The sequence below is a fragment of the Mesorhizobium sp. M5C.F.Cr.IN.023.01.1.1 genome, assembly GCF_003997585.1.
GTDB lineage: Bacteria > Pseudomonadota > Alphaproteobacteria > Rhizobiales > Rhizobiaceae > Mesorhizobium > Mesorhizobium wenxiniae.
The window spans coordinates 20179-39819 of record NZ_RZSU01000019.1 but is presented as its reverse complement, the minus strand read 5'-3'; the positions used below and the strand labels follow the sequence as shown (position 1 = coordinate 39819).

The 19641-nt window shown below is 62.5% G+C and carries 17 protein-coding genes; 8 read left to right on the top strand and 9 right to left on the bottom strand.

Going from position 1 to position 19641, the window contains the following annotated elements; all coding sequences use genetic code 11:
- The first annotated feature begins 44 nt into the window (after positions 1-44).
- The gene (locus EOA78_RS10575; RefSeq protein ID WP_127209294.1) at positions 45-383 is read left to right on the top strand and encodes a helix-turn-helix domain-containing protein; all 339 of its coding nucleotides are present in this window, start codon (positions 45-47) and stop codon (positions 381-383) included.
- A 46-nt stretch (positions 384-429) separates the two neighbouring features.
- On the opposite strand, the gene EOA78_RS10570 is transcribed toward EOA78_RS10575, so the two are convergent.
- The 4 genes from EOA78_RS10570 to EOA78_RS10555 are packed head-to-tail and all read right to left on the bottom strand — an operon-like array spanning position 430 to position 4740.
- The gene (locus EOA78_RS10570) at positions 430-1254 is read right to left on the bottom strand and encodes an ABC transporter permease (protein ID WP_127315107.1); all 825 of its coding nucleotides are present in this window, start codon (positions 1252-1254) and stop codon (positions 430-432) included.
- Positions 1255-1256: 2 nt separating this feature from the next.
- The gene (locus tag EOA78_RS10565) at positions 1257-2537 is read right to left on the bottom strand and encodes an ABC transporter permease (RefSeq protein WP_127315106.1); all 1281 of its coding nucleotides are present in this window, start codon (positions 2535-2537) and stop codon (positions 1257-1259) included.
- 5 nt (positions 2538-2542) lie between these two features.
- Positions 2543-3592: an ABC transporter substrate-binding protein gene (locus EOA78_RS10560; protein WP_127315105.1), complete on the bottom strand. Its 1050-nt coding sequence runs from the start codon at positions 3590-3592 to the stop codon at positions 2543-2545.
- Positions 3593-3597: 5 nt separating this feature from the next.
- Complete coding sequence (locus EOA78_RS10555) at positions 3598-4740, bottom strand: ABC transporter ATP-binding protein (protein WP_164783715.1); 1143 nt, start codon at positions 4738-4740, stop codon at positions 3598-3600.
- A gap of 333 nt (positions 4741-5073) precedes the next feature.
- Here EOA78_RS10555 and EOA78_RS10550 point away from each other — a divergent pair, with 333 nt between their 5' ends.
- The gene (locus tag EOA78_RS10550) at positions 5074-6462 is read left to right on the top strand and encodes a PLP-dependent aminotransferase family protein (RefSeq protein ID WP_127315103.1); all 1389 of its coding nucleotides are present in this window, start codon (positions 5074-5076) and stop codon (positions 6460-6462) included.
- Position 6463: 1 nt separating this feature from the next.
- Positions 6464-7714, top strand: a complete 1251-nt coding sequence (locus EOA78_RS10545) for an FAD-dependent oxidoreductase (RefSeq protein ID WP_127315102.1) — start codon at positions 6464-6466, stop codon at positions 7712-7714.
- A 91-nt stretch (positions 7715-7805) separates the two neighbouring features.
- Here the strand turns inward: EOA78_RS10545 and EOA78_RS10540 are convergent, their stop codons facing one another.
- The 4 genes from EOA78_RS10540 to EOA78_RS36990 form a co-directional block, all read right to left on the bottom strand.
- Positions 7806-9137: an HlyD family type I secretion periplasmic adaptor subunit gene (locus tag EOA78_RS10540; RefSeq protein WP_245477456.1), complete on the bottom strand. Its 1332-nt coding sequence runs from the start codon at positions 9135-9137 to the stop codon at positions 7806-7808.
- Between the two features lie 14 nt (positions 9138-9151).
- Positions 9152-10885, bottom strand: coding sequence for a type I secretion system permease/ATPase (locus EOA78_RS10535; RefSeq protein WP_127315152.1), 1734 nt, complete (start codon positions 10883-10885; stop codon positions 9152-9154).
- 77 nt (positions 10886-10962) lie between these two features.
- Positions 10963-14520 carry a DUF5801 repeats-in-toxin domain-containing protein gene (locus tag EOA78_RS10530; protein ID WP_127315100.1) on the bottom strand — a complete coding sequence of 1186 codons (3558 nt, stop codon included), beginning with the start codon at positions 14518-14520 and terminating at the stop codon, positions 10963-10965.
- 398 nt (positions 14521-14918) lie between these two features.
- Complete coding sequence (locus tag EOA78_RS36990; RefSeq protein WP_245477455.1) at positions 14919-15140, bottom strand: helix-turn-helix transcriptional regulator; 222 nt, start codon at positions 15138-15140, stop codon at positions 14919-14921.
- A 6-nt stretch (positions 15141-15146) separates the two neighbouring features.
- Between EOA78_RS36990 and EOA78_RS36985 the strand changes: the two genes are divergently transcribed.
- The 4 genes from EOA78_RS36985 (at position 15147) to EOA78_RS10510 (ending at position 17777) form a co-directional block, all read left to right on the top strand.
- Positions 15147-15536, top strand: a complete 390-nt coding sequence (locus EOA78_RS36985) for a hypothetical protein (RefSeq protein ID WP_245477454.1) — start codon at positions 15147-15149, stop codon at positions 15534-15536.
- A gap of 592 nt (positions 15537-16128) precedes the next feature.
- Complete coding sequence (locus tag EOA78_RS10520; RefSeq protein ID WP_127315098.1) at positions 16129-16317, top strand: hypothetical protein; 189 nt, start codon at positions 16129-16131, stop codon at positions 16315-16317.
- A 213-nt stretch (positions 16318-16530) separates the two neighbouring features.
- Positions 16531-17334 (top strand): class I SAM-dependent methyltransferase, encoded by an 804-nt coding sequence (locus EOA78_RS10515; protein WP_127315097.1) that lies wholly within the window; start codon positions 16531-16533, stop codon positions 17332-17334.
- Between the two features lie 137 nt (positions 17335-17471).
- Positions 17472-17777, top strand: a complete 306-nt coding sequence (locus EOA78_RS10510) for a hypothetical protein (protein WP_023799134.1) — start codon at positions 17472-17474, stop codon at positions 17775-17777.
- 140 nt (positions 17778-17917) lie between these two features.
- Here the strand turns inward: EOA78_RS10510 and EOA78_RS10505 are convergent, their stop codons facing one another.
- The gene (locus tag EOA78_RS10505) at positions 17918-18181 is read right to left on the bottom strand and encodes a hypothetical protein (protein WP_127315096.1); all 264 of its coding nucleotides are present in this window, start codon (positions 18179-18181) and stop codon (positions 17918-17920) included.
- A gap of 239 nt (positions 18182-18420) precedes the next feature.
- Here EOA78_RS10505 and EOA78_RS10500 point away from each other — a divergent pair, with 239 nt between their 5' ends.
- Positions 18421-19563 (top strand): MFS transporter, encoded by a 1143-nt coding sequence (locus tag EOA78_RS10500; RefSeq protein WP_245477453.1) that lies wholly within the window; start codon positions 18421-18423, stop codon positions 19561-19563.
- Positions 19564-19641 lie beyond the last annotated feature (78 nt).

Here is a 19641-nt window from a genome sequence, read left to right as displayed (position 1 = left end):
CGCACCTTGAGGTAAGCTATCGCCATCATGACAGGAGCTGCCAAATGAGGCGCAAGGAACCAGACAGCTGCGGTTTTGCTGCCGCGCTGCAGGCCATCGGCGGAAAGTGGAAAACCTCGCTGCTATGGGAACTGCACCTGCGGCCATACCGCTTCGCCGAACTGCGCCGGTTGCTGCCTGGCGTCAGCGAGAAGGTGCTCACGCAACAATTGCGGCAGATGGAAGCCGACGGGCTGATCAGCCGGCGCGTCTATGACGAGGTGCCGCCTCGCGTGGAATACTCGATTACGCCGCTCGGCTTTAGCCTGAACGATGCGGTGACAGTCATGTCGGCGTGGGGCAAGCACCACGAGACATGGAAATCGCAGCGTAAAGCGGCCTGACCCGGGCAGACCTATAGAGGTTCTGGCCGACCGCCGCCCGATATTCCTACTCGATGCGTGGTCGCTGCTTGCCACGGCGGGCCAGAAGATTAGCGACAATGAGCAGGATGATCGACAGTGCCATCATCAGCGTCGCAGCGGCGGTGATCGCCGGGCTCAGCTTCTCGCGCAGGCCGATGAACATTTCGAGCGGCATGGTGCGCTGATTGGCGCTGGCCAGGAACTGCACCACGACGACCTCGTCGAACGAGGTGACGAAGGCAAAGGCCGCCCCTGACAGCACGCCAGGCAGGATCAGGGGCAGCATCACCCTGAAAAACGATGTGATGGGCTTTGCTCCGGAGATGGCGGCGGCGCGCATCAGATTGCGGTCGAAGCCGGTGAGGCTCGCTCCCACCGTGACGACGACGAACGGACTGGCGAGCGCGGTATGCGCCAGGATGATGCCGGCATAGGTGCTGGCAAGTCCGACACGTGCGTAGAACAGATACGAGCCGACGGCAGTGATCACCACTGGCACGATCAGTGGCGACAACAGCAGCGGCATGACAATGCGGCGACCGGGGAACTTTTCGTCGGAAAGCGCGATTGCCGTCAACGTGCCCAGCGTCGTTGCGATCAGCGTCGTGCCGAAGGCAACGATCAGGCTGTTGCCGATCGCCGATTGCCAGCGCTGGGTTCCAAGCACGACCTCGTACCAGCGTGTCGAAATTCCCTCCAGCGGGAAGATGAAGAAGGCGCCGCTGTTGAACGACAGGGGAACGGGAACGAGGATCGGCACGAGGAGGAACAGGATCACCATGCCGCACCACAGCCAGAGCAGGGTGATGCGGATTCTTTCGCCTGTCGTCGGATAGGGAGACAGCAACATGGCTACACCAGCTTGAGGCGGTCGAGGCCGAGGATGCGGGCGAAGATGCCGAACAGCGCCAGGGTGAAGACGAGCAGGATGAAGCTAAGCGCCGCCGCCATCTCCCAGTTCAGTTCGACATTGACGTAGCTGGCGATGAAATTGCTGATCAGCTGGTCGCTGGCGCCGCCGATCAGCGCCGGCGTGATATAATAGCCGAGGCAGAGGATGAAGGTGAGCAGGCAGCCGGCCATCACGCCCGGAAAGACCTGTGGAAGGTAGACGCGGCGAAACGCGGTAACAGGTTTTGCGCCGAGCGAATAGGCAGCCTTCATCTGCGAAGGCTGGATGGTGCGCATGACGCTGTAGATTGGCAGCAGCGTGAACGGCAGCTGGATGTGGGTCATGGCGATGATCAGTCCGATGCGGCTGTACATGAGGTCGAGCCGGTCGTCGGCGACGCCTAGCCACAGCAGTAGGTCGTTGACCAGGCCGAATTTCTGCAGGAGCACCGTCCAGGCCGCGGTTCGCACCAGGATCGACGTCCAGAACGGCAACAGCACAGCGACGATGAGGATGGCGGCGAGGCCCTTGGGCACGGAGGCGATGAGGTAGGCGAGGGGGAAGCCCAGTATGAGCGTGGCCAGCGTCACCGCTGCGGCGACGAAAAATGTGCGCATGAACACCTGCACGAAGATCGCCTGTTCGGGTGGCACCCTTTCGATGCCGCCTTCGGCATTCCAGCGCAGATCAAGCGCGCTCAGCAGGTAGAACGACGTCACGCTATGGGTGCCGCTCTCCATGACCGGCCATGTGCCCGGCGCCGACCAGAACGGCACGGCTTTCATCACCTCCAGCGGCGGCCTGTCGGCGGCTTCCAGTTGGCGCACCGTCTTGAGCACCTGGCTGCGTGCACCCGGCAGGCGGGCGTTGAGGCTCTTGGCGAGTTCATAGGCGGTGCCCTTGGCCTGATTGCTCCGGAGGTCGGCGGCAAGAGCCAGGAAGGCAGCGTCGTCGGGCAGTCCCGTGCCGTTCCAGCCGCGCAATGCCTGGCTGGTCTGCGGTAAGGCGTCGGCAATCGTCGGATCATAGACGGCGCGCGACAGAAGCAGGACGATCGGGATGCCGAAGCTCAGCGCCAGCAGCACAAGCAAAGGTGCCGCCAGCGCCAGCGACCGCAGCCGGTTGCCGAGATCGGCGCGGCGAAGCGCTGCCGCGACCGACTCTGCTGTGCCGGAATCGGCGGCCGACCAGTCGCGGCTTGGCCGCGGCCGGTCCAGTTTCGTGGGCTCAAGCGCCGACATTTTCCCTACTGCGCTAGCCAGGCGTTGAAGCGCTTGACCAGATCCTCGCCGTAGTCTCCCCAGAATTCGGTATCGGCGACTAGGTAAGCGGTCATGTGGTCAGGCGCGTTCGGCAGTTTCGGCAGGGCGTCCGGCGCGACAAAGGAAGCTGCATCGATGCGCACCGGCCCGTAAGTGATATAGCTGGCGAGCTTGGCGTTGATTTCCGGCTGGCTGATATAGGCAAGATATTTGTAGGCCAGCTCCGGGTTCTTGGCGCCCTTCGGAATGGCGATCATGTCGTATTCGAGGATCTGGTTGTTCCAGACGATCTTGAACGGCGCCCCGTCCTTGTCGATGGCGTTCTGGATACGGCCGTTCCAGGCGGTGGTCATCACCACTTCCTTGGATGCGAGGAGCTGCGGCGGCTGCGCGCCGGCATCCCACCAGACGATGTCCTGCTTGATGGTGTCGAGCTTCTTGAACGCACGATCGACGCCTTCGGGGGTTGCCAGCACCTCGTAAACATCGGCCGGCGCGACACCGTCGGCCATCAGCGCCCATTCGAGGTTCTGTGCCGGAAACTTGCGCATCGCGCGCTTGCCCGGAAACTTTGTCGTGTCGAAGATGTCGAGGACCGAGGTTGGCGCCTCCTTCAGCACGTTGGGGTCATAGGCAAGCACATCGCCATAGGCGTCGAGACCGACGCCGCAGTCGAGTGCGGAACCTTCGATGAACTTTTCACGGGGGGCGATCTTGGAATAGTCGAGCCGCTCGAGAATGCCGGCGTCGCAACCCTGCAGCACGGTCGCGGTCTCGACCGTCACCAGATCGATCGGCACGTTGCCGGTGTCGACCATCGCTTTGACCTTGCCGAGATCGCCAAGATATTCCTGCTCAACGATCTTGATCCCAGTCTCCTTGCTGAACGGCTCGAACCATGCCTTGCGCTGGGCATCCTGCCAGGCGCCGCCGCTGGCCATGATCGAAAGTTCGTCGGCGAAGGCGGCATGTCCCATGGTGATGAATGCTGTGGCTGCCGCGAAGGCGAACAGCCGGGCCTTTGTGATTTTCATTGTTCTTATTCCCCTGTTTTCGAGATGGAACCGCCCGTCCCGGCATCGGCCGGAAAGGCACGGCAGTCGTTGGGCGCGCAGGAAACCGTGACCGGTTCCCCGTTGCCCATGGTCGCTTCGGAGCCAACCTTGACGGTCAGCACCTGTCCGTTTTCCAGCCTGGCCAGAAGACGCTGGTGGTCCCCGAGATAGATGCGGCCATCGACAGTGGCGGCTAGCGCATTTGCTCCGTTCGAAGCGGGCGCGAGCTTGAGCCGCTCCGGGCGGATGGCGACATGGCAGGCCGCGCCCTCGGCGACGCCGATGGCCAGCGCGGCGACCGAACCGCCGCCATGCAGCGTGACGCGGCACTCCTTGCCGGAGACGCGCTCGACCTTGCCTTCCAGCGTGTTGTTCTCGCCGATGAAGCTGGCGACAAAGGAGTTCTGCGGCGTGTTGTAGAGATCATCAGGCGAACCGAGTTGGGCAATCCCGCCATTGTTGAACACGGCAACGCGGTCCGACATGGTCAGCGCCTCGCTCTGGTCGTGCGTCACATAGACGATGGTGACGCCGAGCATCGTGTGCAGTTGCTTGATCTCGAGCTGCATATGCTCGCGCAGCTTCTTGTCGAGCGCGCCGAGCGGCTCGTCCATCAGCACGAGGCTTGGCTCGAACACCAGCGCGCGGGCGAGCGCGACACGCTGCTGCTGGCCGCCGGAAAGCTGTGCCGGCCGCCGGTCGCCGAACTGCCGCAGCCGTACCATATCGAGCGCGCGGCCGACGCGGGATGCAACGTCCGCCTTGGTGATCTTGCGGACCGAGAGCGGGAAGGCGACGTTCTCCTCGACGCTCATGTGCGGAAACAGCGCGTAGTTCTGGAAAACCATGCCGATGTTGCGTTCGTAGGGCGGCAGCCTGTCGACTGACCGGCCTTCAAGCGTAATGACGCCGCCGGTCGGCCGTTCGAAGCCGGCGAGCATGTTGAGCGTCGTCGTCTTGCCCGAACCGGAGGGGCCGAGAAGGGTGAGGAACTCGCCGCGCGCCACGCCGAGGTTCAGCCGTGTCACCGCGAAAGTCCGGCCGTCATAGGATTTCTCGACATCGACGAATTCGACGAATCCCTGCCGGCCGGCGTCCGGTGCCGCAGCGGCGCTGTCGGCTGACAGGACTGTCGCTTCGGCGATCACGGACGGAAATCCGTTGAGCGGCGGCAATGGCTGCTTGTCGAAACGGGGTGGTGCTTGCCATCCATGAGTCGGTCTCGCATGACGCCGGCCGCGCAAGAGCGGCAAACCAAACTTGTATGCTCACACAATCAATCGCTAAAGAACCATAGATGCAGACAAGTTCGCCCGTCAAGTCGCTTTCTCCGGGATTGTGTGAGATTTTCCAGGCTGACTTTGAAAACGGGTACCGGACAAGTGCTATTGTCCGGAGCATTGTCTTATGCTAGATGCGTCGGTAGCCAGAGTGTCGACACACCGAAACCGCCAATCCACATGCTCCAAGACCTGCAACTCGCCTCGGATGAAGGCCCGGTCTACCGGCGCCTTGCGGACGCTATTGCCGAACGGATTACAGCCGGCACGCTTGCCGTTGGAGACCGGCTGCCGCCGCAGCGCGAGATTGCCCGCGCACTTGGCATCAACGTCACCACGGTGACGCGCGCGCTGTCGACGCTGCAGCAGCGCGGGCTGCTCGAAGCGCGGCCCGGGCGCGGCACCACGGTCGCCGCCCGCACCGGCGGCGAAGGACCGGGTTTCGTGTCGGCTCCGAGCGAAGACACCGGCGTCATCGATCTTTCCGTGAACAGACCAGCGACCTCGGCCTATCTCGACGCGCTGGCGCTGCTTTTGCCGCGCCTGTCCAAAGACCGGCACTACGTCACGCTTCAGGACTATCACCCGCCTGAGGGGCCGCTATGGGCGAGAGAGGCAATCGCCGAGTGGATGCGGCCGGCGGCAGGCGACGGCGATCCCGGCCGGGTGGTGCTGGTGGCGGGCGCCCAGCATGGGCTGGACTGTGTGCTTGGCGCGGTGACCAGGCAAGGCGACGTCGTGCTCGCCGACGAAGTGACCTATCAGGGCATCAATGCATTGTGCCGGGTGCATGGGTTAGAGCTCAGAGGCGTCGCCATGGATCGTGGCGGCATGCGGGCCGACGCGTTCGAGGCGGCCTGCGCGCAGCTCCGCCCGCGCGCGGTCTTCCTGGTGCCGACCCTGCACAACCCGACCACCATCACGCTACCCGAGGAACGCCGGCACGAGTTGGTGGCTGTGGCCCGTCGCCATAACGTCCTCATCATCGAGGATGACGTCTACCGCCCGCTGGCGGACAATCCGCCGCAGTCGCTTGCCAGCCTCGAGCCCGAATTGACGGTTCACATCGGTGCCTTGTCGAAGTGCGTTGCCCCAGGACTGCGCCTCGGTTTTGTGATCGCGCCACGCGCCATAGCCGGCCAGGTCGCCGCGGCTTTGCGCATCAACTGCTGGAGCATCAGCCCTCTGACCGCGCTGATCGGCGCGCGACTGATAGGAGAGGGCGCGGCGGCGCGTATCATCGAAGCCCAGAAGCAGGAGCTTCGCCAGCGCCAGGCCATCCTCACCGAAATCCTCGGCCGGTACGATGTCCAGAGCCACGCCACCTCGACCCATGCCTGGTTGCGCCTCCCGGAGCCGTGGCGGGGTGCGGGTTTCGCTCGCACCTGCCTGGAACGTGGCGTTGCTGTTCTTCCCGGCGATGCCTTCGCGGTTGGGCGCGAGCCGGTGCAGCACGGGGTACGCATCAATGTCGGCGCCGCGCGCTCGCTCGACGATCTGCGCACGGCCCTGAACACCATGGCCGAACTGCTCGCGGCCGGGCATCTGCAACTGCCTGGCTTCGTCTAGGATGGCAGCACCGGAAACCGTGGAAGTCGCCATAGTCGGCGCCGGCATTGTCGGTTTGGCAACGGCACTCCGGCTTGCGGCCGAGGGGCGCGAGGTGCTGCTCATCGACCCCAACGAGCCCGGCTCCGGCGCCTCGTTCGGCAACGCCGGAACGCTCGCTGAATATGCCTGCATGCCGGTCGGCAACCCGGCCGTGCTGCGCCAATTGCCAAAACTGCTCCTCGATCCGGACAGTCCTTTCGCATTGCGCTGGCCGGCGTTTTTCCAGCTTGCGCCCTGGCTGGTCCGCTTTGTGCGGCAGTCGCTTCCGGCGGCCACTCGCGCCAACGCGCTGGCGCTCGCCGGGCTTCTGGCTGAGGCCCTGCCGGCCTGGGAGGAGATGGTGAAGGAGGCCGATATGGCCGACCTGCTGCGCCGCAACGGCTGTCTCTACCTGTATCGCAGCAAAAGCGATTTCGCCAAGGCGGCCGGGGGCAGGGCGCTGCGCGCCGGGTTCGGCGTCCATCAAGAGGTTCTGACGCCGGAACAGGTGGTCGCGCTGGAGCCGAGCCTGCCCACGACCGGGGCCAGCGGCCTGTATTTCCCGGACTCGATGAACGTCACCGATCCGAAGACACTGATGCGGCGGCTGCTCCATGCCGGGACCGCCCGCGGCGTGTTGGTAGCGCAGGCTGGTGTAACCAGGCTGCGGGTCGAGGCGGACGGTGTCAGGCTCATCGGTTCCGGCCTTCGCATCAAGGCGAACACGGTGGTGGTCGCCGCGGGCGCACAATCGCGGGCGTTGGCCATGCAGGCCGGCGACAGCATCCCGCTCGAGACCGAACGCGGTTATCATCTCGAATTCCCGACCGAAGCGCCTCTGCTCAATCGTCCAGTCTGTCCGGTCGATCTCGGCTTCTACATGACGCCGATGATTGGCAGGCTGCGTGTCGCCGGAACCGTCGAGCTCGGCGGGCTTGCAGCGCCGGCAAATCCGCGCCGGCTGGCGCTGCTCGATCGCGGTGTCAGGCAGTTCTTTCCCCAACTCGGTCGGTCTTCATCCGAATGGCTCGGGTTCCGGCCGTCGCTGCCCGATTCCCGGCCGGTCATCGGTCCGTCGCATCGTAGCCCCAGGGTGATCCATGCCTTCGGTCATGGTCATCTCGGCCTCACTTTGGCTCCGATCACGGCCCGCTTGGTCGCCGACCTGATTGCCGGACGCGACGATCCTGACCGCCTCGCGCCCTTTGCGGCGGACCGCTTCGGTGAATGAAGGTACGTCGGCTCGGCCGCAATAGCGCAGCGCGTCGACCAGCACGGCAAGGGCCGGCGAGTTCTGCCTTCCGCTCGGATAGTAGAGGTGACTATTTTTCCCGCATGGCTCGGCGGAAATTCTGCGTGATAGGCTCGGCGAGGTAAGAAAGCACGGTGCGAACACCCGTCCGGATCATCGCCTCGCTCGACATGCCCGGCAGCAGCTTACGGCCCTCCAGCTTGGCCAGTTCGCTCTTGTCGATCAACACGATCGCGGCGAAATACGGTGCCCCGCTGCGCTCCTCCACCATGCGGTCAGCCGACACGATCTCCACGACGCCGTCGAGTGGCGGCAGGTTGTAGCGGTCGAAGGCCGGGAAGCTGACGCGCGCGGGTTGTCCGGGGGCGATCGTCTCGACATCCTCTGGTTTGACCATAGCCTCGACCACGAGTTGTTGTCCGAGCGGCACGACTGTCATCAATGTCTCACCGGGTTTCACGACACCGCCCGCAGTGTGGACCTTCAGCTCCATGACGATGCCGTCCACTGGTGCGACGACATTGGTACGGGTAAGCACGTTCTGAGCGGAACGCTCCTCTTGTCTAAGGTCAAACAACTCCGCCTCGACCTTGCTCAACTCTTCGACGGCACCGTTCAGCCGCACTGTGTCGAGGTTCAAGATTTGCATGCCAATCTCGGCCATGGCGCTTCTGGCACGAGCGATTGCCGCGACGTTGGTAGCGCGCTCCCCCTCGATCTCCCGCTGTTGTCGTCTGAGCAACAGGTTCCGCTCGCGGGTGGTCAGCCCCCTCTTGAGCAGACTCTCGAGGTCTTTGCTTTCACCCTCGATCGCCTCGATCTGCTTGTCCTCGGTGACGATAAGCTTCTCCAGTCCCGTTATCTCTTCCTCGGTCTGGTGACGGCGCTGGCTGAGCATTTCCCGCTCGTCCTTCAAGTTGTGGTGCTTCGCCGCGAACACGTCACGCTGTGCGGCCACCGCGTCCTTTGCGGCGGTGGCGGGGTTTGCGAGCAATGCCGGATCAAACTCGATCTCGGCCTTGCCGTCACGCTCAGCCCTGAGACGCGCGGCCAGCGCCTCACGCGTTGCTATCCGGTTCTGGATCAGGTCAAGCTGCGCCTTTGCCTGTGTGTTATCGAGTCGGATGAGGACCTTGCCCGCCTTGACGATATCGCCGTTGCCGGCGTTCAACTCCGCGATGATGCCGCCCTCGAGGTGCTGGATGAGCTTGCGGTCGCCGGCGACCTTGATAACGCCCGGTGCCACTGCGGCGCTGTCCAACGGTGCCAGCGCCGCCCAACCCCCGGCCACGCCGAAGAACAGGAACATGATCGCGAACCCGGTGCGCGTCACGCCCGTGAGACGCAGGGGTACCGGTTCCAGTACGGAGGGTGGCGGGACAGGTAACGGCACGACGTTCATATCTGTTCTCGTTTTCATGCCTGGTTCGCCACTATAGTTGGCGTCTGACTCACCTTGCGGATGCGCGCGGCGAGTTCGTTGAAGACATAGTCACGTGGACCGAAGAGGTCTTGTTGGCCCCGGTTGAGGACCAATATCTTGTCAACCTTCTCCATGATGTTCGGTCGGTGCGCGATCAGGACAATGGTCGTGCCCGCCGCCTTGACCGTGCTGAGGGCTGCGATCAATGCGTCCTCACCCTCGCGGTCGAGGTTGGAATTGGGCTCGTCCAAGATAATGAGTGCCGGGTCGCCGTAGAGTGCCCGCGCCAACCCGATGCGTTGGCGCTGCCCGCCTGACAGCACCGCACCGGATTCGCCGATCTCGGTGGCGTAACCCTTCGGCAGTCCTTTGATCAGTTCGTGAACTCCCGCCAACTGCGCGGCCTTGACCACGTTGTTGAAGACCGCTGGGTCGAGCTTCGCGAAGCGGCAGATGTTTTCGGAGACGGTACCGGCGAAGAGTTCGATGTCCTGCGGCAAGTAACCGACATAATGACCACGGTCCTCTGCCACCCATTGGGCAACGTCCATGCCGTCCAGTAACGCACGCCCCCCGGATGGGCGCCAAGCACCGGCCAGTATTCGCGCCAGACTCGTCTTGCCGGCCGCGCTCGGGCCGATCAACGCCATTACTTCGCCCGGCTTGAGCTGGAAGTTAATCCCTTTCAGGATATGCTCGCCACCCTGTCGGGCAAGCACAAGGTTGTCGGCCTCAAACTTACCTTTCGGTCGTGGTAGTGGCAGAACCGGTGTGGCCTCCGGGTGCTGTCCGGCGACTGCGGTGAGACGCCGATAAGCGGCACGCGCGCCGACCGTCGCCTTCCATGTGCCGATCGCTTGCTCGACCGGAGACAACGCGCGACCCATCAGGATTGCGGCGGAGATCATGATAGCGGGTGAAGCCTCGTTCCGAAGTACTAGATAAGCACCAAGGCCCAGTATGGCCATTTGCAGGGCCAGCCGGTGACAACGCGCGATGGCCGCGATGACGCCGCCACGGTTGGCAGCAAGAACATGTCCTTTGTTTGCCTCGTCCTGCTGCGCCTTCCAGCCCTCCAGCAGCGGCTTTAACATGCCCATCGCCTGTACGACCTCGGCGTTGCGGATCGCCGCCTCAGCCTGCACGTATGCCCGCGACTGTGCGCTTGCGGCCTCGGTCAGCGGCTTGCGTGTGAGGTGTTCGTTGAGCAACGCCAACGCAAATAGTACGATCCCGCCGACCAGCGCCAACCAACCCAGCCAAGGGTGCATAAAGAATATGGCGATGAAAAATAGTGGTGCCCAAGGCGCGTCAAGGATCGGGAAGATGCTCGGGCTGGTGAAGAAATTCCGTACTTGATCCAGGTCGCGCAGCGGACGGGCGTTGGCGTGACCGGGCGCCGAGGCGGCATATTCTACCGAGGCGGTCAGGAGAACTGGTGCCAACCGCGCGTTCATCCACGATCCGACGGTAGCCAGAAGACGCCCGCGCACCACCTCCAGCGCCGCCATTGTCGCGAGTGCCCCTGCAGCCATCAGCGACAGCATCACCAACGTCTCCAGGCTGTGGCTGGACAACACGCGCTGATAGACTTGGAGCATATAAAGCGCCCCGGTCAGCATCAGCACGTTGATGCCGCCGCTGAACCAGATAAGCGGCCGGATCGCGCGTCTGGCCTCTTTCATCACCACCTGCAGGGCAGGGGGCTGTTGTTGGTTGGCTTTCATCATTTGGATGACATCTCGTGCAACAGATCGCGGGTGGCAGTACGGGGGCAGCATTAGCTGCCCCCGTTGGACAAGTGTCAGGCGACGTCAACAAGTATGTGCTGTATCGCTGTCTGGTCCGCGTCCGCGTCCTCCACTTGGAAGGCGAAGTCGAGGTTGGCATCCGGCGTCTGGGTCACGGTCGTGGTGAAGCCGATGTCCGTGATCTTCAGCACGTCGTTATCGGTGGCGTCGAAGGCCACAAGGTTGGTGGTCGCATTGCTGCCGCCGCCAGCGCCGGTCGCCCTAGTCAGGTCGATCGCAGTGCCGGTGATCCCGTTGCCCGACTGCATGATCTGCGCACCCTGCATCACATAGTCTTCGCCGGCTGCGTTGTAGTCGTTCTGCTCGATGATTACGAGGCCGTCGTTATTGTCGAGCGTTAACTCGCTACTGTACGGGGCCGGGACCTGACCCGTCTTGAAGATGTCGGCGTTCGACACGTACACAGCCCGCGTGATCGTGGAGTTGTCGTCCGCGGTGCCGGCGATGTTGTCGGCACCGTTCTTGTCGATCAGGTCGAGGATCAGCATCAGGTCCTCGCTGTTGCCGATGCCGTCGAACTTGATGGCCATGGTGCCGGCGGTCGCCGTCGGGGTGGTAGCCTCGGCCGCGATACCGACGTTGCTGTTGAAGAACCGCAACGTGAGCAGTTCGCCTTTCTGGATCGTGTCACCGGCGACGCCGTTGGTGCTCTGCGTCGCAGACACCCACGTTTCATTGTTGTTACTCACCATCTCGTGAGGAGGAACGCCGTTGAACGTGGAGTCAGCGGATGACCCTTCGCCATTGTTCGTCAAGCTGAACGACGGGTTGGCGTTGTTGATCGCGTTGCCCGTGAACTGCACGTAGAAGTCTTCGTCATCCGGCGTGTTCGGGTCATCCGCCTGCAACCGTTCCACCACGATCGGCGGGTGGCCCGTGTTGCTCGTGGGCTCCTTGGACAAGAGCTCACTGGTGTGGATAACGTCGAAGCTGAAGCCTTCGAGCGGGTCGGTCAGGTTGATGGTATAAGTGTCGGCAACCTTGTCGAAGACAAGTGTGCCGCCCGCCGTGCCCGTCTGGACGCCAGCCGCCGGGTCCCTGTCGTAGGTGAAGGTGAAGTTGAACGTCGCGGAGGTGAGACTCTCCGACGCGAGCGTCACGTTCGGGGTGAGGACATTACCTCCGCCACCGCCGATGATCGTGCCGCTGAGTCCGATCTGGACGCCAGCAAGCGCGCCGTTCTGGTCGACAAAGTCAGAACCGCCGCCCGTGTAGAACGCGGCCGTGTGAGCATCCGCGCCGATGTCGTACCCGAAGGCACCGGTGGCCGACGCGTTGAGCGTGTTAGCCAGAGTCTCGTGGGTCCCGTTACCGTTGCCGGCGTTCTGGTCACCGTCGAATGGCTTCGTGATCGTCGGTCCGTCGTCCTCGAAGTTAAGGTTCTGGCCGATGTTGAGGGTGGCCGACTCGTCATCCCCGTCCTTGTCGGTGATGGTCGCGGTGAGCTGGACCAGGTTGTCGGCAGCCAGGGTCGTGCTGTCGTCGGGGTCATTGGGGTTCGCATGGATCACCGCCCGGATCTGATCGAGGGTGACGCTGCCCGCGGCGCTGACGGAGACCGTGAACACGAGGGCGTTGGTGGTGGCGGTGCGGCCTTCAACGACGCCGCCATTGAGCGAGAGGACGACCGCCTCGCCGGTCGCCGTGTCGACGATGCCGGTTGAGCCTGCCGTCAGGCCAAGCGCGTAGGTCAGCGTGCCGGCCCCGTCGGCGCCGAAGGCCGAGCTGAAGTTGGCCGCAAAGCTCTGCGTGACGTCGGTCCCCAGCACGGTCTCGTCGACGGTGAGCGTCGGCTCCGTGCCGGTGGTGGTGATCGTCGGCCCGTCGTCCTCGAAGTTAAGGTTCTGGCCGATGTTGTGCGTGGCCGAGGCCGCATCCCCGTCGTTGTCGGTGATGGTCGCCGTTAGGGTAACGAGGTCGGCAGCAGCCAACGTCCGGCTGTCGTCCGGGTTGTTGATATCCGCGTGAACAACCGCCCGAGCCTGGTCGAGACTCACGACTCCAGCGGCGCTGACGCTGACCGTGAACACGATCGGGCCAGCGGCCGAACCGGCGCGACCGACCACGTTGCCACCTTCCACGAAAAGCAGGACGGACTGGCCGGTTGCGGTGTCGGTCAGGCCGCTATCGTTCGTGCCCTGACTGATGCCGAGCGCATAGCTGATGGCGTCACCATCTGCACCGGCATTCGAGGAGAAGAAAGTCGAGAAATCAGCACTGTCGTCGACCGACAAGTTGGACTCGTCCACCGTGAGTTCCGGCGGGACACCGATTGCCGTGATGCTCGGCCCGTCGTCGTCGAAGTTGATGAAGGAGCCGACCTCTTCGTTGTGGGCGTTGGCTACAGCACCAGAAAAGTGCACCTCCTTGACATCGAAATAGTCTTTCTCGGTGTCGATATTCTTGATGGTGAAGCGGTCAAAGGTTCCGCCAGCCCCGCCTGCGGTCGTGAAATCGACCGTCACGCCCTCGCCGACATCCTGAAGGATCAGTCCGTTGCCGCTGAGATCAACCGTGATGCCCAGGGCCGCGGCTGTTGTTGCGACGCCGTTCAGTTTGAAAGTCACTCCGGTGATATTGATCTCCGCATCGTTGTCATCACCGGGGAAATTAGCGCCTTCCGCGTTGTCGTTATTATTATAGGCGTGGATCTCTATGTCAGCCACGGTGTTGGTCGGCGTCGACTGCGAGACCGAGAAACCCGCGCCGGAGACGTTCTCGATGTGGGTGTCGTAGTCAGGCGCGGTTGGCGTGTTGGTAAAGTTCTTACCCGCGCTCTGGGTGCCGCCGCTGATCAGGTCGATCTGAAGCTCACGGCCAAAGCGCACGTCTTGAGATGCGACGCCCAAGCCTTGCGTGCTGATGTTGACTTCAGATTGCACGCCATTGTCGTGAGCCGTGACAAGAATCTTCTGCGGGCTCGCTGCGTCGGCGTCGAGGATATACCAATTGTTGTGTCCAGGAGGGGCGTCACCAAGCTGGCTGAAATTAACCACGGAGGTCCCCGTGACCGAGGCGAACACCTGATCAGTCAGATCGATGCGGTCGTCCGGGTTGTTCACGTTCGGATGGAGCAACGGCACATACTCGACCGTGTACAGGTCCGCATTGGTGGCGCTGGTGGGGATCAGCGCAAACGAGAAGGCGAGCGGCCCGGTCTCAGCGGGCTCGACGGTCGGGTCAGAGGTACCAATGACGCCGATCACGACGTTTGGATCAGTTGGGTCTTGGAACAGCCAGACATAATTGCCATCGACCGTCTGAATGCCGCTGTTCACGCCGACGGTGGTGGAAAACGGGGTCCCGGAGGAGTTCTGGGCGAGAACGACCGAGGTGATGGTTTCCCCGGCGCTCGCCGAGGCCACCACGAAGTCCTCCTTGAAGGCGACCTCCGGTGAGGTCAGCCCGCCGGTATCGTTGAGGCTTAGGAGATATAGCAGCGTGGGGTCGGTGCTGTGCGGCGAATCCAACGGGTTAACATCATCGTCCTCGACCTGAATACCGGTGGTTTCGTCGATGATGATGTCTTGAGCTACGATGTCGAGTGCCATGGAGATTCTCCTTGGTTTAAAACGCTTCAAGAAAAGGATCCACCCCCCAGGTGCCCGGAACTATCCGGCCAAAGTCACCTGAGACATCCGATGACGCCGGAATGCACCTGCATGGGTGCCTCCCGATCGCGTACTGAATGGCGGCCCTCAATTGTTATTGTTCGCCGATGGAGAGGACGCGTCTATTCTCGGTTCGATAGTGTTATGGTGAATGCCCCTACCTGATCGAACGATATACATCCTTCGATAGGGTCGAGCCGCGACAGGCACTTGCGGATGACCGCGTTGGCGTATGGCGATCGATATGCTGGGGATTTCCGGCCTGTTGCCGGTATCGCGCTGACGCAGGCGGCCTCGCCGCCTGACGGAAAGTGAAGAACAAAGGCCGCTCTTGTGGCCTATTCCCGAGCGCCTTTGCCATGTGCCGCCCAGGCCAGCTCTGCCCTGCTGCCGAGGTGGAGCTTCTCGTAGACGTGGTGCAAGTGCATCTTCACCGTGCCTTCGGAAACATGCAGCCGCTGCGCGATGGTCTTGTTGCGCAAGCCACGCGAAACCAGGTCAGCGATTTCCTTCTCGCGCCCTGTGAGCTTGTGTGCGGCCTGGGGCAGCGATCGCGGCATCAGGAGATGCTGGAGGATGTTGTTGTCGACCCATTTTCGACCGGCCGCTACGACATTTACGCATTCGACAAGATAGCTATCGCTGATGCCGTCCAGCAGCAAGCCGTCGGCGTTGAGCTCCTGAATGTCCTTGATGCCCAACCCGCCGTTTGGTTGCAGGATGAAAATTATGCCCAGCGCGCTGTTCATAGTTCTCAGTCGAGAGGAGAGACTGGCCGTCTGCTGACCGGCAATGTCCACGCCTATGACGACAATATCAGGCCGATGGCGCTCTACATGCGCGACAACGTCAATTATGCGATGGCAGTTTGCCACAACGCTGTGGCCAGCCTTCCGCAGAACCCACTCCAGACCGGCGAGATATACCCCCCGCGGGTCCGCAACAACCAGGGTTGACATGCGAACACCGTCCCCAAAAAACGTACGACTTACTTAATTATCAATGAACCAAGGAAAGCAGAGCTCCGAGCGTTTGTCAAGAAATCGCTAATATACCTCCAACTATAACAGTAGTCCCTAGGGCCATGCCGGGCATCGGCTGCCCTAGCCTGGCACGCACGTGTAGCATCGATACCGTGGCTGATGCTGCGTCGGGCTGGCTCGCGGGCGCTTTAGGCCGACCGGTGCGCGCCCTCGTCGATCTGCTGGTGGCGGGCGAAAGAGAGCGCGCGTAGCTCCATCCCCGGCTGGTTTCCACGTCAGGCATGCTAGAGTCGGTTGGCCCAATCTGGACGCAAGGCGGACTCCCGCCCGTCGAGCCATATCAAGTTCTGCCCCGGCGACATTCAAGCAAAAACCCGCCCCGGTCTCCGGAGCGGGTCTGTTGCCTGAGGCGGAACTCAACGCGTGTCCGCAGCAGCAAGGTCGCCTCGAGGTGCTGAAGATCCGGTTAACCGGCCATATTTGATTCAAATCCAGCTGTGGATATTTGCCTTGGGGTAAATCGAAATGGCCCATCCTTGGGGAACGGCGGGCAAAAGGAGAATCCATGACTAGCGACTTTGCCGCCGCCCACCTCCATCTTGAACGAGCCTGCCACTATTTGCGCGGCGATGACGAGACGAGCAGCACGGCTCGTGCGGCTCTGGATATTCTGATCGATGCAATTGCCGCAGCCCAGTACAAGCGTCCGCCCGCAGACGTGGTGGAATTTCCCAGAATCGCAACGCAGCGATAGTCGGCGAACCGGCCCGGAGGGCCTAGGAAACCAGCCGATCGATCGCCTGCGTCAGCAGGCGATTTCCCTCGGGACCGGAGAGGTCTAGCGTCTGATCGCTCTGCTGTGCATTTCGAACCCGAACCGCACTCTTATGCCTCTGTTCCCGGGGTTGAGGCGAACGTATTCTCGTTGCGGCCCAATGTCTGAAATTGTCCCGGGGAGGAGATTGCGATGGCTGAGGCAGCACGTCACGACGCTTGGCAGGCCGGAGATAGCTATGACCTCTATATGGGGCGATGGAGCCGTCAGATCGCCCCGCTGTTCCTGGATTGGCTCGATCCGGCAGAAGGGCTGGATTGGCTGGAGGTGGGTTGCGGAACCGGGGCGCTGTCGGCAGCCATCCTGGCGCGCTGCAACCCCAGCAGCCTGGTGTCCATAGACCCATCGGAGGGTTTTCTCGCCAAGGCGCGTGCAAACGTGCCGGACGAACGCGTCGAGTTTCTCGCAGGCGATGCGCAGGCGTTGTCTGTCGAATCGGGCAGCAAGGACATGGTCGTGTCGGCGCTCGTTCTCAACTTCATCGCCGACAAGCAAAAGGCGCTCGCCGAGATGAGGCGGGTGGCCCGCCCCGGCGCGACGATCGGGTTCTATGTGTGGGATTACCCTGGCGGCGGGGTGGAATTCATGCGGGCCTTCTGGACCGCTGCGACTGCGCTTGACCCCGGCGCCATCGACCTTACCGAAGACAGGCGCTTTCCATTTTGCACACAAGATGGATTGACCGATCTCGCTGAGAAGGCGGGCCTGGTTTCCATCGACTCCACGCGGATTGAAATGCCGGCCGTGTTCAAGGACTTTGAAGACTACTGGCACCCCTTCACCCTGGGTGCAGGGCCCGCGCCCGGCTATTGCATGAGTCTCGCCCCCGTAGCTCGCCAGAGATTGATGGAGAGGCTCCGCGATAGTCTGCCGCGTGGCAAGGACGGATCCATTCCCCTGAAAACCAGAGCCTGGGCAGTCAAGGCGAAGGTTTGACCGCGAGCCCACGTCGCGCCAGACCGGCAGGCTGCCAACTACAGACTGTCCTGCGCAAAGTTCGGGTTGACCGGCGTTGTACGCGAAGCGACTATTCGTCTGGACAGCCGAGATGCAGATTGCGCGAGGAGATTACGATGGACGAGCCCGATCGGTGGCGTCACATGTCGAGCGCGCCAAGGGATGGCAGCCGAATTCTTGTCACGGTTCGGCCGTCGGAACAGGGGCCGGCGGAAGTCGACCTGGCTTACTGGTCTCGAGCCGACCAGTTCGGCAGCGAAGGGTGGCGTGCTTCCGACTCGTCGCCCGGACGCGTGGTTGAATACGCCGAACCCGAGCTTAAGTGCTGGATGCCGCTGCCGACAGCCAATCTGAGCAAGGGTTCATTGCCCAGCCCCTGGGACGAAGAAGATGTCCCGCTGCTGGATGGGTCGGGGATATGAGGCTGCCGGGAGCGGGGAAGTTCACACGGTAAGAAAGGGCATTGAAGGTCGAGCCGAAACCCGCTCTCGTGCTCACCGACGCCGGAACGACCTGCTTATCTCTGCTTCGATCTGCGCCAGCCTCAAGCCAAAATCGTCGATCAACTTAAGTGCATTTTTATTACCGATGCGTGGGTTGAAGGGACGCGGTCGCGGGAAATATCACGCCCAAGACGCGGGATCAGCGCGCATGCGCGGATCGCGGCGATCCAGAAATCGAACGGGCCGACCGTTGATACCCGGCAGGCCCGCTGCTTCTCGAGATAATGCGTAAGCGCAATATCGTAGCGTAGCGGCCCGCCGCGCCGCTGCTCATTGCCCTTGGAAACCGCAACGCAGCACTTTAGCGAACTGAGACGCAACATCGGCGGCGTCAGCGAACGAACGCGCGCCCAGGCGTTACAGTCGCTGGCAGGGGCAGGTTCTCCCCTTCCAGTCCAACAAAACCGATGCTCGCCTCGCTGGAATATCTAACGCGACTCCGTCATGATCTTTCCGCCTTGCCGAGCGGCGGTGACGCCGACGCAAGCCATTAGAGTAGGCCAGGTCAGTGCAGCGGATCCACCCGACGACCTTGCTTTTTGCGGCCCGAGCCCTGCGCGATATGGGCGATGGCTTCGTGGCCGTTCTGTTGCCGGTCTACCTGCTCGCATTGGGCTTCGCGCCTCTGCAGGTCGGCATCATCGCGACCGCATCGCTGCTCGGTTCAGCGCTTTTGACCATCACCGTCGGAGTCCTTGGTGCTCGACACGATCACCGCCGTCTCCTGCTTGCCGCCGCCAGCCTGATGGTCGCCACAGGTGTGGCCTTTGCCCTGGTAAATGACTACGCGCTGCTTTTGGTGGTCGCGTTCGCAGGCACTATCAACCCGTCGGCCGGCAGCGTCAGCGTGTTCGTACCATTGGAGCATGCCGTGCTCACACGCGAAGTCAATGATGCCGCCCGAACCAAGATGTTCGCGCGTTACAGCTTGGTGGGTGCGCTTGCAGGCGCCGTTGGCGCACTCGCTTCGGCAACCCCTGATCTCGTTGCTCCATCCGGCCTCGACCAACTCACCGGCATCAAGGCCATGTTCGTGCTCTACGCATTGCTCGGCCTGCTCGGCGGCCTCTTCTACGCGCGGATCCCGCAGCGCCGTCCCACGTCGGACACACGTACCGCGTCCGCGCTCGGCCCCTCGCGCAATATCGTTCTCCAGCTTGCGGCCCTTTTTAGCCTTGATGCTTTCGCCGGCGGCTTTGTCGTCCAGTCGCTGCTTGCCCTATGGCTTTTCGAAAAATTCGACCTGTCGCTTTCGGAGGCGGGATTTTTCTTCTTCTGGTCCGGTGTGCTTTCGGCGTTCTCATTCCCCGTTGCAGCTTGGCTGTCCCGGCACATCGGACTTATCAACACGATGGTGCTCACACACATTCCGTCCAGCATCGCCCTGATGCTGGCGGCGCTTGCGCCGACGCTACCTCTGACACTGGCCCTGCTGCTGGTCCGCGCTGCGCTTTCGCAAATGGATGTCCCGACGCGCTCATCCTATGTCATGGCCGTTGTCACGGAAGCGGAGCGGGCGGCGGCCGCGAGCTTCACATCTGTCCCGCGCAGTCTGGCCGCGGCAGCCAGTCCGGCGCTTGCGGGCGCTCTGTTTGCTGCGTCTTTCCGAGCTTGGCCCCTCCTCATCTGCGGTGCATTGAAAATCATTTATGACCTGCTGCTGCTGATGCAGTTCCGGCACTTGAAGCCCCCAGAGGAGCGGTGATGCAGGTTGTCGGTTCGTGGCGTTTAGCCCAGGAGGGATCGATCGCGGCGGCAATGCGTTTGAAAGGTGTCGACCGTT

Bases quoted from the DNA above. Each gene is read 5' to 3' on its own strand.
- EOA78_RS10505 (WP_127315096.1), bottom strand. From the start codon at position 18,181: ATGTTGCGTCTCAGTTCGCTAAAGTGCTGCGTTGCGGTTTCCAAGGGC.
- EOA78_RS10530 (WP_127315100.1), bottom strand. From the start codon at position 14,520: ATGGCACTCGACATCGTAGCTCAAGACATCATCATCGACGAAACCACC.
- EOA78_RS36990 (WP_245477455.1), bottom strand. From the start codon at position 15,140: ATGCCGCGATCGCTGCCCCAGGCCGCACACAAGCTCACAGGGCGCGAG.
- EOA78_RS10545 (WP_127315102.1), top strand. From the start codon at position 6,464: ATGGCAGCACCGGAAACCGTGGAAGTCGCCATAGTCGGCGCCGGCATT.
- EOA78_RS10520 (WP_127315098.1), top strand. From the start codon at position 16,129: ATGACTAGCGACTTTGCCGCCGCCCACCTCCATCTTGAACGAGCCTGC.
- EOA78_RS10570 (WP_127315107.1), bottom strand. From the start codon at position 1,254: ATGTTGCTGTCTCCCTATCCGACGACAGGCGAAAGAATCCGCATCACC.
- EOA78_RS10540 (WP_245477456.1), bottom strand. From the start codon at position 9,137: ATGAACGTCGTGCCGTTACCTGTCCCGCCACCCTCCGTACTGGAACCG.
- EOA78_RS10510 (WP_023799134.1), top strand. From the start codon at position 17,472: ATGGACGAGCCCGATCGGTGGCGTCACATGTCGAGCGCGCCAAGGGAT.
- EOA78_RS10535 (WP_127315152.1), bottom strand. From the start codon at position 10,885: ATGAAAGCCAACCAACAACAGCCCCCTGCCCTGCAGGTGGTGATGAAA.
- EOA78_RS10500 (WP_245477453.1), top strand. From the start codon at position 18,421: ATGGGCGATGGCTTCGTGGCCGTTCTGTTGCCGGTCTACCTGCTCGCA.
- EOA78_RS10550 (WP_127315103.1), top strand. From the start codon at position 5,074: ATGCTCCAAGACCTGCAACTCGCCTCGGATGAAGGCCCGGTCTACCGG.
- EOA78_RS10575 (WP_127209294.1), top strand. From the start codon at position 45: ATGAGGCGCAAGGAACCAGACAGCTGCGGTTTTGCTGCCGCGCTGCAG.
- EOA78_RS10565 (WP_127315106.1), bottom strand. From the start codon at position 2,537: ATGTCGGCGCTTGAGCCCACGAAACTGGACCGGCCGCGGCCAAGCCGC.
- EOA78_RS10560 (WP_127315105.1), bottom strand. From the start codon at position 3,592: ATGAAAATCACAAAGGCCCGGCTGTTCGCCTTCGCGGCAGCCACAGCA.
- EOA78_RS10515 (WP_127315097.1), top strand. From the start codon at position 16,531: ATGGCTGAGGCAGCACGTCACGACGCTTGGCAGGCCGGAGATAGCTAT.
- EOA78_RS36985 (WP_245477454.1), top strand. From the start codon at position 15,147: ATGCTGGAGGATGTTGTTGTCGACCCATTTTCGACCGGCCGCTACGAC.